Origin of the sequence: Ulvibacterium sp., from assembly GCF_028285715.1 — a bacterium.
Lineage (GTDB): Bacteria > Bacteroidota > Bacteroidia > Flavobacteriales > Flavobacteriaceae > Ulvibacterium.
The window spans coordinates 405,096-420,712 of record NZ_JANQOO010000017.1 but is presented as its reverse complement, the minus strand read 5'-3'; the positions used below and the strand labels follow the sequence as shown (position 1 = coordinate 420,712).

Here is a 15,617-nt window from a genome sequence, read left to right as displayed (position 1 = left end):
CATATGAGGGAAAAGATAATAGTATTTTCAGTTTTATTCGTCTTGGCCTTAGGTCCCGGGTTCTCGCAGGAATACCATACCATTTCGAAAAAGGAACTTCGAAGCAAAATAGAGGGGTATTGGTTGGGCCAATTGGTAGGGAACTATATGGGTTTTCCATTTGAATTCGTCTACAGCGCTGATCCGGCACCCATTTTCATTGATAGATATTACAACGTCACGGATTCCGCTGGAATCAAGATGAACCACACCGATCGGCGGGGCAACGTCAATATTTTTGCGGACGCCTTGGGCGGGGCTTGGAGCGATGATGATTCGGATATCGAATTCGTTACCCTGCATGCCGTGGAGGAACATGGGTTGGATATTAATTACCAAGAAATTACGGATGCCTGGAAAAAACACATCAACCGTTTTATTTGGGTCAGTAACCGTAAGGCACGGGACCTTATGGAAGAAGGGCTTGTTGCCCCTGATACGGGTAAAAAGGAGAACAACCCCTATTGGTATGCCATAGACCCCCAACTGGTGAACGAGATCTGGAGCGCTTTTTATCCGGCTATGCCGGATAAGGCCGTTGAGCGTGCCGAGTGGAGTGCTAGGATTACCAGTGATGATTGGGGTACCCACCCCACCATGTTCTATGCGGCTCTTTACAGCGCGGCTTTTTATGAGAAGGACATAACTAAATTGTATGACATCGGGATGTCCTATATTCCAAAGGACAGCCCATTTTACAAAGGTTTACAGGATGTCAAAAAATGGCATGGGAAAAATCCGGATTGGGAGACCACCCGCGAACTTATAAAGAATAACTACTTGGCATATCCAGAAGTGGTAGAAGATTCTTTTTACCAAGAGGTCTCTGCAATGGTCAATGGACTCTGTGGGGCCATGGCCATACTCTATGGGGAGGGAGATTTTATAAAAACTACTGGAATAGCGGTTTCCGCCGGATATGATTGTGACAACCAAGGGGCCACCTGCGCCGGTTTGATCGGGGTATTGCAGGGTGCCGATTGTATTCCTAGGGAATTGACGCACGAAATGGGTTACAATGAAAAATGGGAGGCTCCCTTCAACAACCAGTACATCAATTATTCACGGGATGGCCTACCCAATCTTACCTATATTTCGGATATCATAGACCGAATCCTGGCTATCTCCGAAACGGCCATTTTGGAAAATGGCGGAGAGAAAATGGAAGAAGACGGCATAACCGTCTATCACATCAAGACCTAAAATGGATAGAAAGCGAATCATTGCCCAAGTAATAGCGGCCATACTGCTCTACACGGTCATTTCCTTGATACTGGAAAAAGAGTACACACAGTCTATTATTCTCCGGGAATTGGGTGAAGGATTAGTATTTGGAGTTATTTACGGACTCTTTATCTGGATACGGGAAAAGTGGAGAAAAAAAGAGGGCTCCTAAAGGAATCGGTAAATCTGCTACAAAGGAATACAGATTTATTTGGCAAATAACTGCTCCAAGTCCTTGAAGGCCTTGAATTCCAACGCGTTTCCGGCGGGATCTAAAAAGAACATGGTCGCCTGTTCGCCTACCTGACCGTCAAAACGGATATAAGGCTCAATGATGAATTTAACACCTTTGCTTTTTAACTCATCGGCAAAGGGCCTAAACGTTTCCCAAGGTAAAACAACCCCATAATGGGGAACAGGTACGTCATGGCCATCCACTGGGTTATGATGTAAGTGGGCAGTCTCCGACTTTGGTTTGTAATGAATTACCAATTGATGCCCAAAGAGGTTGAAATCTACCCAATGGTCGCTGCTTCTACCTTCCTCGCAATTAAGCACGTTCCGATAGAATTTTCGGCATTCCTCCAGATTATGAACCGGAATGGCGATATGAAAGGGCGACACATTTGGCATATCCTAAAATTTGGTCCCTCTTTCTTAAGAGAGAATCACGTTTATAAATGTAACCCTTTCCTAGGACTTCAAGAAATCTATGATTTGTTCGTTAAGATAGTCTTGATGCATGGAATGCCCTAAACCGCGGGTCCGGATAAATTGACTGCCTTTCCAACGGGCATGGACCTTTTCTGAAGCGTGAAAAGGAGCCAGGATATCCAATTCATCATGGAGTAAGAGCCCTTTCTTGGTATTGTTTTCTACAAATTTGGACGAGGAAAAATCACGTACCTGGAAACCGAACCGTTCAAAAATGTAGTTTTCAAAAGCTTTTAACACTCTAGTATTGAAGCCCAATAGTTTCTGATAATGTTCCAGGATTTCATGAAATTCGGAAGGGGATCCAATGGTCACAATTTTTTCTACCTCCGAATGGGAATGTTTGCTTTGGTTGTATAAAATGGTCATACCCCCTACGGAATGCCCAATAAGATGAATAGGATTAAACGTCTTTATCATGTGCTGCAGACAATCTGCATAAAGTGGTACATAGAGCATTTTTCCGGAAGAGTGTCCATGTGCCGGGGCATCAAAGGCGAAAACATTGTAATCCGAATTCCGCAACTTGGCAATCAAATTGCGCCAACGGAAGCTATTGCTTTCCCAACCATGTACTAACAGTACGGTCTCCTTGTTTCCGGGCCAGTGATATGTCTGCAGTTGATGTCCCAAAGTATCCTCAATCGAGTATTTTGCTTTTTCCAGATAATCCGATTGTTGTGGCAAAACCCGGCCCTTGCGAACCGTGCAAAAAAGATTGAATGCCTTTTCTGCCGTCTTTTTTTTTGAAAAAAGGGAGAGGATATTAAAGTAAGCACCATATAACCTGGGGAGAAGTTTATTAAATGTCTTTTTCATAAAAATGATATAAGTAACTTTTTGTAACTTACTCTTTCAAAGAAACTAAAATATACATTTGTTTTATGACAAAAAAGAGGTTGTAAAGCAATAACCAAGTATGGAAATGGAAACTATTACTGACAATGAGAAGGTTAGGGTGGCAAAGAAAATAAAAAAAATGTTTGGACATATAGACCAGCGGACGGCGGAATACTGTCCGATTCGGGATGTCATGGCCTTGGCCTCGGATAAATGGAGTATTCTTATTGTGCTCTATTTGGGGTATTATCCCATACTTCGCTTTAATGAGCTTAAAAAAAAGGTATATGGGATTTCCAATAAGGTATTAAGCGAAAAATTGAAATTTTTGGAAACCGATGGTTATCTATCCCGTACCCTATATCCGGAGGTCCCCATACGGGTAGAATATGAACTGACCGATTTCGGACACTCCTACCTACAGAAATTGTTGGACCTTACCGAATGGGTTACCCAGTACAGCGAAACTATCCTGGAAAATCGCAAGAGGGCCGGAAAAATGGCAAATTAGGCGTTTACACCTGAAACGAAAAAGCCAAAACTAAGTGACTTATTTGATTTTGAGTTTAAGTTCGTGGGTTCAATCCCATCCTATCATCATGTACTTAATTTTGGCGTCGTCCGGTATTTGAACGGCCTCAATATTTACGCTGGAAGCGTAGCGCAGACTCGATGGGAGTTCTTCCTTGCTTATGGTAAAGTAGGCGTCACTATCCTTTAGAAGAACCAGTACATTATTCATGGAAGTGATAATCTTCTTGATTTTGTGTTTTTCCTTGATATCCTTAAAAGTACTTTGAATGCCCACACCCTTTTCGGTGAGATACCTAGAGTCTTCAATACGCACATTTTCAATAATGGGGATGCTGTCCGAACTAGGTGAAAGCGTTAATAGGTGTTTGCCACCCTTTTCGAACACTTTGATTCGTTTGGCCTTATTGGCGAAATTTAGGGTGGTAGTATCCTTTGCTATGGAGTCTGTCGCAAAAATTAATTCCACATCTCGCGCTAAACTCCCCTTTTCTAACTTGCCGACCTGGTTTTGGGTAATCAAAAAAGTAGTGTCCCTTTCTTTTTCACAAGCCCCTATGAAAACCATACAAACAACAATACAATATACGATACGCATTATCGGATAACTTTTTTCAATACACCCAGTACCCCGCGGATAAAGGTGGCACTGGTAAGCACTTTCACGACCGGGTTTTGACGTGTACTCCTACGAGTGGTGGTACGTCTGCGGGTAGGCTGGTTTCTTTCCTTTTCGGCCAAGACCTCTGCTTTCTCTATTTTTTCGTTCAATATTTCATAAGCACTTTCGCGATCGACTACTTCGCCATATTTCTTTACCAGTTTGGAACCACTGATTACATCTTTCAGCTCACTTTCGGTAAGCACGTCCATGCGGCTCATTGGGGCCCGTAGCAAGGTAGCGGCCAGTGGGGTAGGGCGCCCTTTTTCATCCAAGGCGGAAATTAGGGCTTCCCCTATCCCAAGTGAGGTCAAGACCTCTTTGGTATCATAATATTCGGACTCGGGATAGTTTTCCGCCGTCAACTTTATCGCCTTTCTGTCCCGGGCGGTAAAGGCACGGAGGGCATGTTGTACCTTTAGCCCTAATTGCGCCAGCACCTCGTTGGGTACATCGGTTGGGTTTTGTGTCACAAAATAAAGACCTATACCTTTGGAGCGTATCAGTTTTACGATACTTTCTATTTGTTCCAAAAGGGCCTTGGACGCCTCCTTGAAAATGAGATGGGCCTCATCGATGAACAATATCAACTCCGGTTTGTCACTATCGCCCTGTTCCGGGAAAGTAGCATAGATCTCGGCCAAAAGGCTCAACATAAAAGTGGAGAAAAGTTTGGGCCGATCTTGGATATCCGTAAGCCGTATGATGTTGATATAGCCCCTTCCTTCCTCATTGATTCGGGTTAGGTCCTCCACTTCAAAAGATTTTTCGCCAAAAAACAGATCGGCACCTTGCTGTTCCAACTCTATAATCTTTCGCAATATGGTACCTGTAGAACTTGTGGAAATACGTCCGTATTCCTTTTGAAATTCTTTCTTCCCTGTTCCGGTAGCGTATTGCAGTACTTTTTTAAAGTCCTTTAGGTCCAGTAGTGGCAGTTTATTGTCGTCACAATATTTAAACACCACCGATACGATACCCTCTTGGGTTTCGCTTAAGTCAAGAATCCGGGATAAGAGCACGGGACCGAACTCTGATACTGTAGCCCGAAGTTTTACGCCATCCTGTTCGGAAAGGGATAAAATTTCCACTGGAAAGCGTTTTGCTTCAAAGGGAAGGCCAATTTTCTCATGACGTTCGTCTATTTTTGGATGCCCTGGACTGGGCTGTGCAAGACCGCTTAGGTCGCCTTTCAAATCCATCAAAAGTACCGGAACACCTTGGTCGGATAAATTCTCGGCCAATACCTGTAGCGTCTTTGTTTTTCCGGTCCCGGTGGCCCCGGCAATAAGCCCATGTCGGTTCAAGGTTTTTAGGGGTACCTTAACATGCGCTCCGGTTACCGCCTCCCCTTCCAACATGGCAGCACCCATAGTGATAAAGTCGCCTTTGGTCGTATACCCCTTTTCGATATGGGTAAAGAATTGGTCTTTGCTACTCATCCGGTCAATTTTGCCCTAAAAATAGGCATTTTTATGCGTTTAAGTATTGGTTTCCTTGGGTTTATTGCCATATGTCGTAGGAACCGATTACCAAATTCAGTATGGGTAAATGGCTTGGCAAAATCGCAAACTCGAAATTTGTTTGTTATGCAATCTACGTACTCTAAGAAGGATATATTATTGAATCGCTAAACTTTGGTGTACTGAATTTGTGTTTTGGAACCTAAGGGACGTATCTTTGCCAAATGGTTAAAGATGAGGTAATGACCCTAGTAGACAAGGGATTGATGCTCCCCTTGATGGAGGAATTCTATACTATTCAAGGAGAAGGTTACCATAAAGGTACTGCCGCGTATTTTATTCGGGTAGGCGGTTGTGACGTGGGCTGCCATTGGTGTGATGTGAAGGAAAGCTGGAATGCAGATCTACATCCGCCCACAGCGATTGAAAGTATAGTGGAAAAAGCCGCAGAACATTCGGATACCATAGTTGTAACCGGTGGGGAACCCTTAACTTGGGACATGTTACCGCTTACCCGTGCGCTAAAGGGAAAAAAATTGAAGACCCATATAGAGACTTCCGGGGCCTATACGTTAACAGGGATATGGGATTGGATCTGTCTTTCACCAAAAAAAAATAAACTACCGCAACCGGAAATCTATGGTGTTGCCCATGAACTAAAAGTCATTGTTTACAACAAACACGATTTCATCTTCGCGGAGCAGGAAGCCGCAAAGGTGAACGAAAACTGCATTCTATACCTGCAGCCAGAATGGAGCGTTCGTGAGAAGACAATTCCGTTGATCGTGGATTATGTGATGAAAAACCCCAAGTGGATCGTGTCCTTACAAACGCATAAGTACTTGAACATTCCATAATCCAAGCAGGGATTAGTAAAGTTATTGGATTTTGGAACCTTCCAATGGAAAACGCCTTAACTATCTCCCACCATTGGATTGGAGGTCTAAAATGCATTCCGGATCTAGGTTGGGAACGATTAGGGACCCATTGGCCGCCCTGGTATCCAATAGTTTTAGAATACTTGCTCCACTTAGGGAGCAGGCGGATTTAATTTCACCAGATTTGCCGGCCAGGGCCCTTTTAAAGCTTGGACTTCCAAATTGGAGTTCTGCCCGCATTAAACAGCCTTCTACGTTACAATGGTTTGGGGCGTCCGGGTCTTCATGGTTATTGATTGGGTCGGTGCCTAGATCTACCAGTCCAAACAGGTGGCCAAATTCATGTTCCAGCGTTGCTGTTTCCACATCGGTAATGGTAATAAAAATACTCTGGGCCGCCAAGCTCCAAACGGTACCCTGATGAATGATCATTGAGGTATTCCGGTATACGGCCCCAAGGGTAACCAAACCTTCTTCCTCGTCGTCGTCATCGGCCGGGGCATCCGCAAAATAAATATAGATGGCAAGGGTATCCCCCTCGTTATAGGCCGTTCTATTGTCACTTTCCAATTGAGCAACTTCCTGTAAGGTCAATGTCTCTTCATCCGGGGATGGTAGTTGCGTATAAACAAGCTCTATGTCCTGTTTAAAGGTTCTTAATCTTAGAAAATTCACAAAGTTCTCAATGGCCCTTGGGGTAGGCCTAAAACCTGTGACATAGGCTATTTCAATTTTGAGTTTGGTAAAGTCGTCGTTGGAGAGAATATCGTTTGCCGACGCTCCAGTTGGTAAAAGATTACCCGATCTGTCTATGGGAGGTTGGGTATCGGGCCCATCATCATCCGAACTGTTGGAACATCCTAAAAGCAAAAGGCTTAAAGCGGATAATACCCAAACGGCACTAATTTTCATGACAATTTTTTGTATGAATATAACGCAAAAAACGTACCCAACTGTATTTAAAAGCGGTCAAAGTACACTTAATTTGGCTAAATAGTCGTAGTGTTCCCCATTACTTACGAGTTCGCAGATCATTCCATGGATTTTGGCTGCTTTTTTTAATGTGGCGTAATCCAGGTACAACCAATAAAATGGAAGTCCTCTTTTTCCTTTGTATTCCAAGGTAAATTGAATTTCACCGTAATACGAACTGCTTTTCGGGAGCCATATTCCACCATCTTCATCGGCATCGTACATATAAATGATGTCACTGGAATCCAACAGAATCTGGCCGTATGGTTTCAATAAGGATTTCAGATGCATAAAAAAAATATCCAGATTTTGAAGCCTCCCAATAATACCTATTCCGTTCATTAACAATAAAAGCGTATCATATTTTTGGGTATGGTCCAGAATATCGCTGTATGCCGTTTTTTTGACTCCCCTGGATTTACAGGTTTCAACGGCACCCTTGGAATAATCCAATGCTGTAACTTCAAATCCTTGTTGTTGTAGATAGAGGCTATGACTTCCTGTGCCACATCCAATATCCAAAACTTCACCAAAACAAAGGTCCAAGGCTTTTTGTTCAAGAACCGGCATGTTGTCATAGTCCCTAAAGAGATAGGGCAGGGGCAAGGTATCCTTAATATTCAAAGAAGAATATGTAACAATATCCTCGGTATAGCGTCCAATTTGAAAATCCAATAAGGCTTTGCCAAAGATATCTTCCATTATTAAGGTTTAGTTTGCCACAAAAATGGTGTATTTATAGATTTCTTGGCTAGTTTTGACGGACGATTTAATAGACATGCAGGAAATACTGAGACAGCTTCCGCAGAAGGCGAAGGAAAAAAGCGCAGAAAACATGAAGTTTTTTGCCCGTTTAAAAAAAAGACCGCCCAAAAACTTGGATTATGTAATGCAGGAACTCCATGAATTGGAGTTTGAGCGTACCGATTGTCTACAATGTGCCAATTGCTGCAGGACCACCGGTCCACTTTTTACGGATGCCGATGTCGTACGAATTTCAAGACATTTAAAATTGAGGCCTAAAAACTTTATTGCAGAATATTTGCGTATGGATGAGGAAAACGATTATGTGTTACAGCAGCTACCTTGTATTTTTTTGGGGGCGGACAATCACTGTCTTATTTACGAAGTACGTCCCAAGGCCTGTAGGGAGTTTCCACATACGGACCGAAAAAAGTTTCATCAGATTAGTCACTTGACCCTAAAAAATGTGGCCATTTGTCCGGCCGCCTTTTCCATTGTGGAGAAAATGAAGAAATCAATAGACAATGGATGATGGCAACACAGTGTTTCAAACGTATTTTTATAAAATAAGTCTACGAACTTTACTTAAGTATCCTAAACAATAGATAGCAAAAACCATTTTTTATAAACACTAAAACCAAAATTACTTGATGAAGACAACAGCACTTTTGGCATTCTTGTTTCTATATGGAACCGTAAATGCGCAGATTAATGGAAGTCTAATGCAATACCCGGACGTCTCGGATTCCGAGATTACTTTTGTGTATGGTGATGATGTGTGGATAGTTCCAAAGTCCGGTGGTACTGCCAGTAAACTAAGCTCGCCAAAGGGAATTGAGCGCTACCCAAAATTTTCACCGGACGGAAGTATGATTGCGTATACCGCCAATTATAACGGAAACAGCGATGTATACGTTATTGGGACCACTGGTGGAATACCAAAACGCCTTACCTATCACGGAATGTTTGATCGTGTTTTGGGTTGGAACCCGGATGGAAAGTCAGTATTGTTCTCTTCTTCAAGGGAAAGTGGGCGTCAACGCTACAGTCAGTTTTACACCGTTCCTGTAAATGGAGGGGCTCCCCAAAAATTGCCCGTGCCCTATGGGGAGTATGCCTCGTTTTCACCAGATAGTCAAAAGATCGCTTATACGGACCGGTCCCGAGTGAATAGAAATTGGAAAAGATACCGCGGTGGAACCGCACCTGATATTCTTGTTTTTGATTTGAATTCCTTTCAGACCATAAATATTACCAAGAACAATGCAAATGATGAACTGCCTATGTGGAAAGGGGAGACCATTTATTATATGTCCGATAACGGTCCCAATAAAAGGAACAATTTGTGGAAATATGATATTGCCGGTAAGACCAACGAACAGTTGACCAATTTTACGGATTTTGACATTACTTTTCCTGAAGCGGGTCCTTCCGATATCGTTTTTGAGGCAGGTGGAAGGCTTTATTTGTATAACCTTTCCTCAGGTAATACATCGGAGGTCAATATCCGGTTAATCTCCGATGAGAAAGGGCTTATTGCAAAGCAAAAGAATGTAGCCTCGTTTATGCAGTCCGCTACGCTTTCCCCGGATGGGAATAGGGTTGTCGTCCAAGCCAGGGGCGAATTGTTCGATCTTCCGGCAACAAAAGGTTTTGTAGCCAATTTAACATCCAGTTCCGGAACAGCTGAAAGAAAACCCTCTTGGTCACCGAATGGAAAGTATTTGGCCTATTGGAGTGATGCTACTGGGGAGTATCAGTTGACATTGCACGATATGACGGGTAATCAAAAGCCCAAAACCGTTACTGATTTTGAAAATGGGTTCAATTATACCATATATTGGTCTCCGGACAGCAAAAAGATCGTTTATGTAGATCAGTCCATGTCCATAAACTATATCGACGTTAATACTGGACAAAAAGTAAAGCTAGATCAAGGCAAATATATGTTTGAAGGTGGTCTACGCGATTTCCGGGTCTCCTGGTCCCCGGACAGTAAATGGATTGCCTACGGCAGAGGTATCGATAATCCTTCTACGTCGGCAATTTTTCTTTGCAATATCGATACCAAGAGCGTATCTCAGCTTACATCAGGATTTTATTCTGACGGATCACCCGCATTCAGTAAGGATGGCAAGTATCTATTTTTTACAACAAACAGAACTTTTCAACCGGTATATTCAGATTTGGACAATACGTTTATCTACCCGAATACTACCAATATCGCCGTGGGCACTTTAGACGGGTCTACACCTTCTTTACTGGAAGTAGAGAATGATGCCTTTGAAGCTCCTAAAAAAGAAGAAGACAAGAGCGGGGATAACGGCAAGTCCAAAAAGAAGAAAAAGAGTAAGGATAATGAGAAATCCGCGGATAAGACCCAAACCTCAATTAAAATCGCCGGGTTTGAAAATCGCGTGGAATTGTTGGAGGTAGCGCCAGGCAACTTGGACGATTTAACAGCTGTTGACAATAAACTATTGTTTGTGCGCTTTCCCAATTCCGGTTCACCGGAAGGGGCATCCCCTTCATTGGATTATTTCGATTTTGAAGAAAAAGAGGTCAAGACCATTGTATCGAACGTATCAAATTATGAGGTCTCAGCCGATGGAAAGAAAGTATTGGTAATACAGGATGAAAAGTTGGCCGTCCTTAATATAGATGCCGATCAAAAAATAGACGATACCGTTCCCACCCAGGAAATGACTATGACCGTGGTGCCCAAGGAAGAATGGAAACAAATTTTTAATGATGTTTGGAGGTTCGAACGCGATTATTTCTATGACCCAAATATGCACGGTGTAGACTGGGATGCTATGAAATCACGTTACGGGGCGCTGATAGATCAAGCCAACTCCCGAAATGACGTTAATATAATTATAGGCGATTTGATTGCAGAGCTAAATGCGTCCCATACCTATACCGGTGGTGGCGATATTGAAAATGCGGACAGAATAAATGTTGGCTATTTAGGGGCGGATATTGAGTTGGAAAATAATCGGTATCGTATTAAAAAGATTATTTCTGGGGCCCCGTGGGACGCGGAAGTAAGGTCTGCATTGGCAAAACCCGGTGTGGATGTTAGTGAAGGAGATTATATTTTGGCCGTAAACGGGGTTCCATTGGATACGAATAGGCCCCTATCTGCCGCCTTTCAAGGTTTGGCCGGTGCCACGGTTCAGTTGACGGTAAATAAGACACCATCGTTTACCAATGCCAAAAAGGTACTGGTAGAGACCATGAGGTCCGAGACAAGACTGCGCCATTTGTCATGGATCGAGAATAACCGTCAACGTGTGGCCAAGGCCACCGATGGAAGAATAGGGTATATTTATGTGAGAAGCACAGGACTGGATGGCCAAAATGAACTGGTAAGACAATTCTATGGACAAATGGGCAAGGAAGGTATGATCATAGATGAAAGATTCAATAGCGGAGGACAAATTCCGGATAGGTTCGTCGAATTGTTGGACCGGAAACCATTGGCGTTTTGGGCGGTTAGGGATGGTAAGGATTGGGCATGGCCCCCTTCCGGGAACTTTGGCCCCAAAGTAATGCTCATTAATGGTTTCAGTGGGTCCGGAGGGGATGCTTTTCCTGATTATTTTAAAAAGAGAGGTCTTGGGCCATTGATAGGTACCCGTACCTGGGGAGGGTTAATTGGTATTTCCGGTGCGCCTAGTTTAATTGATAATGGCGGTATTACCGTGCCCACTTTTAGAATGTACAACCCAAAGGGGGGCTGGTTTAAGGAAGGTCATGGAGTAGATCCGGATATAGAAGTGATAGAGGATTTCCAAAAGCTGGCCAATGGAACCGACGTACAATTGGAGGCTGGTATTCAGGAAGTTCTGAAACTGATAAACCAAGGAAAAAGTTTTAAGACCCCGCAGAGACCGGCCTATGAAAAACGGAATTAAGTATCAATAAATCAGGTATTTTTTCCTGATTTTTTGGAATTTTTCCAAATCAGGTTGCCATCCTGCCTTTATTTCATCCTCGGTGCGTCCGGCTTCTATTTGTTGTTGCAACGTTTCCGTTCCGGCATGTTTGGTAAAGCCATTGGTGTTGAACACTTTATCCTTATCGTCGGCGTTCATATAGGCGTCCAGAAGCCATTGTAGGGAGACCTCGTTCATTCTGGGCTGTTGGGATAAGTCCTTTCCATAACAGACTTTCCCATTTTCCTTGGGATTTTTGGAACCGAAATTAGGTCTTGGCCAATATTTGAAACTGTATTGCGAATTATCCAAAAAGGAGGCACCGTAACGTTGAAATTGGAATTCAGTACCTCTTCCGGCATTGATGTTGGTGCCTTCAAAAAGCCCAAGACTAGGATAAAGGTTAATGGCCGTATCATTAGGTAGGTTCGGAGAGGGCCGGATGGGGAGACTATAAGCCGTCTGGTGGGTGTAGTTTTCCAAGGGAACAACAGTAAGGTCCGCCCGTACGCCGTCGGTAAGCCATCCCTCCTCGTTGATCATTTTTGAATATTCACCAATGCTCATGCCATAGACCAAGGGGATTTCCGTCATACCCAAGAACCCGGTATGCGCCGTTTCCATGGTAGGTCCGTCTACATAATGCCCATTGGGATTAGGCCTATCCAGGACTATTAAGGGAATATCATTCTCTGCGCAGGCTTCCATGACCAACTGTAAAGTAGCAATGTATGTATAAAACCGTACCCCGACATCTTGAATGTCAAAAAGGATGATGTCCAAGTTTTCCAGATGCTCCGGCGACGGTTTTCGGTTTTTGCCATAGAGCGAAATCAGGGGTAGCCCCGTTTTGGTATCCACACCGTCCTTTACCTTTTCCCCGGCATCGGCCTGACCTCTAAAGCCATGTTCCGGAGCAAAGACCTTTTCGATTTGAATTCCGAGTGCAAGTAAGGAATCTACCAGGTGGACATGGGATGGTGTCGCTTCGTTCCTTTTGTCTTTAAATAGTACACTGGTCTGATTGGCCACAACCGCTACTTTTTTTTCTTGGAGCAACGGGAGGTATTGTTCAGTCCTATTTGCCCCGACCACAACAGGAGGTGTTTGACTGGAGGCATTTTTTAACTCGGTTTCATCCGCTGTGGCCTTTTGTGACCTATCAGCGTTTCCACAGGCCGAGACCATCAAAAACCATAATAAAAATGTACTTTTGAGCTTGGAGAAAATCACCATCTTTTGAATTTTGAGTATTTCATTGCCAAAAGGCTCATTACCGGTAAGGAACATAAAGTTAGTATTTCCGCACCGATAATAAAAATAGTGATAGCTGCAATCGCTTTGGGCATCCTTATGATGTTGATTGCCATTGCCACGGGACAGGGCCTTAAGGAAAAAATCCGTGAGAAGGTATCGGCTTTCAACGGTCATGTACAGATATACAATTATGACAATAATAACTCCGAGGTTTCCGTGGTCCCCGTTTCCTTGGAGCAGGACTTCTATCCAGAATTTAAATCAGTAGACGGAATTTCCCATGTACAGGCGGTGGCCAGCAAGGGAGGAATCATACGTACAGAGGAAACCTTTGAGGGAATTATTGCCAAAGGCGTTGGTGATGATTACAACTGGGAAGTTTTTAAGGAATATTTGGTGGATGGTCGATTGCCCGACTTCACGGGTAAACTGAATGATGAGGTATTGCTTTCACGCCGAATGGCCAGTAGGTTGCGATTCAATATAGGGGATTCCTTTTTTGCCTTTTTTTTAAAGGACGGGGATGCCTCAAAAGTGCCAAATCAACGCAGATTTGAAATAACCGGTATTTATGACAGCGGTTTTGAGGAAATAGATAGCAAATATGTTTTTGTGGATATTCGCCATATTCAGCGCATGAACAAGTGGACGGAGAACCAAGTTGGAAATTTTGAGATTTTTCTGGATAGCTTTTATGATATAGATGAAAAGGCCAGTGAAATATATGGCAAGACCCTTTCCAATCTGGATACCCAGACCATCACCAGCAAGTACTTCAAGATTTTCGAATGGATCGGTCTTTTCGATTTCAACATTGCCCTGATCATAGGTATTATGATCATCGTAGGCGGTATCAATATGATTACGGCCCTTTTGGTTTTGATTCTGGAGCGTACACAAATGATAGGTATTTTAAAGGCCTTGGGATCCCCAAACTGGAGCATACGAAAGGTCTTTTTGTACAATGCCGCCTATTTGATTGCGGTAGGTCTACTTTGGGGAAATGTCATAGGTTTGGGCCTGTTATGGGTACAGCACAGGTTTATGGTTTTTAAGTTTCCCAATCCGGAGGAATACTATATAGAGTATATCCCTGTTCATATGGATTTGCCAACAATACTCCTTTTAAATTTAGGGGTATTGGTATTGTGCCTTTTGATGCTTTTGTTGCCTTCATATGCCATTACGAAAATCACTCCGGTAAAGGCGATACAGTTCGAATAGTCATAAGTTTTAAGGTTTGACCCGATATTGCTTAGGGGTCAACTTGAACTTGAATTTAAACTTGAGTTTGAACGTAACATTTGTGTTTGAGCTTGAATAGGTTCTCCTTATCTTTGGCACCGCATGGAATACGCCAAAAATATACTCGATACCATAGGGGATACCCCCTTGGTAAAAATTAATAGACTTACCACGGAATTGCCTTGTCTGGTATTGGCCAAATACGAAACATTTAACCCCGGAAATTCGGTAAAGGACCGCATGGCCCTTAAAATGATAGAGGATGCCGAATCTTCCGGACTCATTAAACCTGGGGGTACCATAGTGGAAGGCACCTCGGGAAACACAGGAATGGGATTGGCCTTGGCAGCGACTGTTAAAGGATATAGGCTTATATGTGTCACCACGGACAAGCAGTCCAAGGAAAAAGTGGATATACTAAAGGCCATGGGCAGTGAGGTCCACATTTGCCCAACCGATGTAGCACCGGATGATCCCAGAAGCTACTACTCCACCGCAAGAAGACTGGCAGAGGAAATTCCCAACGCCTGGTATGTAAACCAATATGATAACCCGTCCAATGCCAAGGCGCATTTTGAAAGTACTGGTCCGGAAATCTGGGCACAGACCCAGGGAGCGGTCACCCATTTTGTGGTAGGTGTAGGAACCGGAGGAACCATATCAGGGGTGGGGAGGTATTTAAAATCCAAAAACCCCAATATCAAGGTTTGGGGTGTGGACACCTACGGTTCCGTTTTCAAGAAGTACCATGAAACGGGCATTTTTGATAAAAACGAAATCTACCCGTATGTGACGGAGGGCATCGGTGAGGATATTTTACCCAAAAACGTGGATTTTGATATCATAGATGGTTTTACCAAGGTCACCGATAAGGATGCGGCGGTCTATACACAGCGCTTGGCTAAGGAAGAGGCCATGTTCTTAGGGAATTCCGCAGGAGCGGCCATTAAAGGCGTTCTACAGCTTAAGGAACACTTTAAGGAGGATGATTTAGTAGTAGTTCTTTTCCACGATCATGGAAGCCGCTACGTCGCCAAAATGTTCAATGACGACTGGATGCGCCAACAGGGGTTTTTGGAATAGTTTTGGTATCTTGAAAACAAAATTC

Annotated in this window: 15 protein-coding genes; 8 read left to right on the top strand and 7 right to left on the bottom strand. The window is 43.4% G+C overall.

Features of this window, described 5'->3' with window-relative positions; translation table 11 throughout:
- Window positions 1-3 precede the first annotated feature (3 nt).
- Together Q0993_RS08835 and Q0993_RS08830 are read left to right on the top strand one after the other, a co-directional pair.
- Window positions 4-1,242 carry an ADP-ribosylglycohydrolase family protein gene (locus tag Q0993_RS08835; RefSeq protein ID WP_299531969.1) on the top strand — a complete coding sequence of 413 codons (1,239 nt, stop codon included), beginning with the start codon at window positions 4-6 and terminating at the stop codon, window positions 1,240-1,242.
- A gap of 1 nt (window position 1,243) precedes the next feature.
- A complete protein-coding gene (locus Q0993_RS08830) occupies window positions 1,244-1,435 on the top strand; it encodes a hypothetical protein (RefSeq protein ID WP_299531967.1) in 192 nt (63 codons plus the stop codon).
- A 35-nt stretch (window positions 1,436-1,470) separates the two neighbouring features.
- Here the strand turns inward: Q0993_RS08830 and Q0993_RS08825 are convergent, their stop codons facing one another.
- Window positions 1,471-1,896, bottom strand: a complete 426-nt coding sequence (locus tag Q0993_RS08825; protein WP_299531965.1) for a VOC family protein — start codon at window positions 1,894-1,896, stop codon at window positions 1,471-1,473.
- A gap of 60 nt (window positions 1,897-1,956) precedes the next feature.
- Window positions 1,957-2,796 (bottom strand): alpha/beta hydrolase, encoded by an 840-nt coding sequence (locus tag Q0993_RS08820; RefSeq protein WP_299531963.1) that lies wholly within the window; start codon window positions 2,794-2,796, stop codon window positions 1,957-1,959.
- Between the two features lie 106 nt (window positions 2,797-2,902).
- On the opposite strand from Q0993_RS08820, the gene Q0993_RS08815 reads away from it, so the two are divergent.
- Window positions 2,903-3,328: a helix-turn-helix domain-containing protein gene (locus Q0993_RS08815; RefSeq protein ID WP_299531961.1), complete on the top strand. Its 426-nt coding sequence runs from the start codon at window positions 2,903-2,905 to the stop codon at window positions 3,326-3,328.
- A gap of 69 nt (window positions 3,329-3,397) precedes the next feature.
- Here Q0993_RS08815 and Q0993_RS08810 read toward each other — a convergent pair whose 3' ends face one another.
- Complete coding sequence (locus Q0993_RS08810; protein WP_299531959.1) at window positions 3,398-3,946, bottom strand: hypothetical protein; 549 nt, start codon at window positions 3,944-3,946, stop codon at window positions 3,398-3,400.
- Window positions 3,946-5,451 (bottom strand): helicase HerA-like domain-containing protein, encoded by a 1,506-nt coding sequence (locus tag Q0993_RS08805; protein WP_299531957.1) that lies wholly within the window; start codon window positions 5,449-5,451, stop codon window positions 3,946-3,948. Before Q0993_RS08805 ends, Q0993_RS08810 begins: the two co-directional genes overlap by 1 nt.
- Before the next feature lie 245 nt (window positions 5,452-5,696).
- Between Q0993_RS08805 and Q0993_RS08800 the strand changes: the two genes are divergently transcribed.
- Entirely contained in the window at window positions 5,697-6,329 is a 633-nt protein-coding gene (locus Q0993_RS08800; protein WP_299531955.1) for a 7-carboxy-7-deazaguanine synthase QueE, read from the top strand.
- Between the two features lie 60 nt (window positions 6,330-6,389).
- Here the strand turns inward: Q0993_RS08800 and Q0993_RS08795 are convergent, their stop codons facing one another.
- Complete coding sequence (locus tag Q0993_RS08795; RefSeq protein ID WP_299531953.1) at window positions 6,390-7,262, bottom strand: hypothetical protein; 873 nt, start codon at window positions 7,260-7,262, stop codon at window positions 6,390-6,392.
- A gap of 57 nt (window positions 7,263-7,319) precedes the next feature.
- Window positions 7,320-8,024 carry a bifunctional 2-polyprenyl-6-hydroxyphenol methylase/3-demethylubiquinol 3-O-methyltransferase UbiG gene (locus tag Q0993_RS08790; RefSeq protein WP_299531951.1) on the bottom strand — a complete coding sequence of 235 codons (705 nt, stop codon included), beginning with the start codon at window positions 8,022-8,024 and terminating at the stop codon, window positions 7,320-7,322.
- A 76-nt stretch (window positions 8,025-8,100) separates the two neighbouring features.
- On the opposite strand from Q0993_RS08790, the gene Q0993_RS08785 reads away from it, so the two are divergent.
- Window positions 8,101-8,598 (top strand): YkgJ family cysteine cluster protein, encoded by a 498-nt coding sequence (locus tag Q0993_RS08785; RefSeq protein WP_299531949.1) that lies wholly within the window; start codon window positions 8,101-8,103, stop codon window positions 8,596-8,598.
- Between the two features lie 118 nt (window positions 8,599-8,716).
- Window positions 8,717-11,986, top strand: a complete 3,270-nt coding sequence (locus tag Q0993_RS08780; RefSeq protein WP_299531948.1) for a S41 family peptidase — start codon at window positions 8,717-8,719, stop codon at window positions 11,984-11,986.
- Window positions 11,987-11,989: 3 nt separating this feature from the next.
- Here Q0993_RS08780 and Q0993_RS08775 read toward each other — a convergent pair whose 3' ends face one another.
- Window positions 11,990-13,243 carry a DUF1343 domain-containing protein gene (locus Q0993_RS08775; RefSeq protein ID WP_299531947.1) on the bottom strand — a complete coding sequence of 418 codons (1,254 nt, stop codon included), beginning with the start codon at window positions 13,241-13,243 and terminating at the stop codon, window positions 11,990-11,992.
- Between the two features lie 3 nt (window positions 13,244-13,246).
- Between Q0993_RS08775 and Q0993_RS08770 the strand changes: the two genes are divergently transcribed.
- Together Q0993_RS08770 and Q0993_RS08765 are read left to right on the top strand one after the other, a co-directional pair.
- The gene (locus Q0993_RS08770; protein WP_299531945.1) at window positions 13,247-14,488 is read left to right on the top strand and encodes an FtsX-like permease family protein; all 1,242 of its coding nucleotides are present in this window, start codon (window positions 13,247-13,249) and stop codon (window positions 14,486-14,488) included.
- 123 nt (window positions 14,489-14,611) lie between these two features.
- Window positions 14,612-15,592, top strand: coding sequence for a PLP-dependent cysteine synthase family protein (locus Q0993_RS08765; protein ID WP_299531944.1), 981 nt, complete (start codon window positions 14,612-14,614; stop codon window positions 15,590-15,592).
- Window positions 15,593-15,617 lie beyond the last annotated feature (25 nt).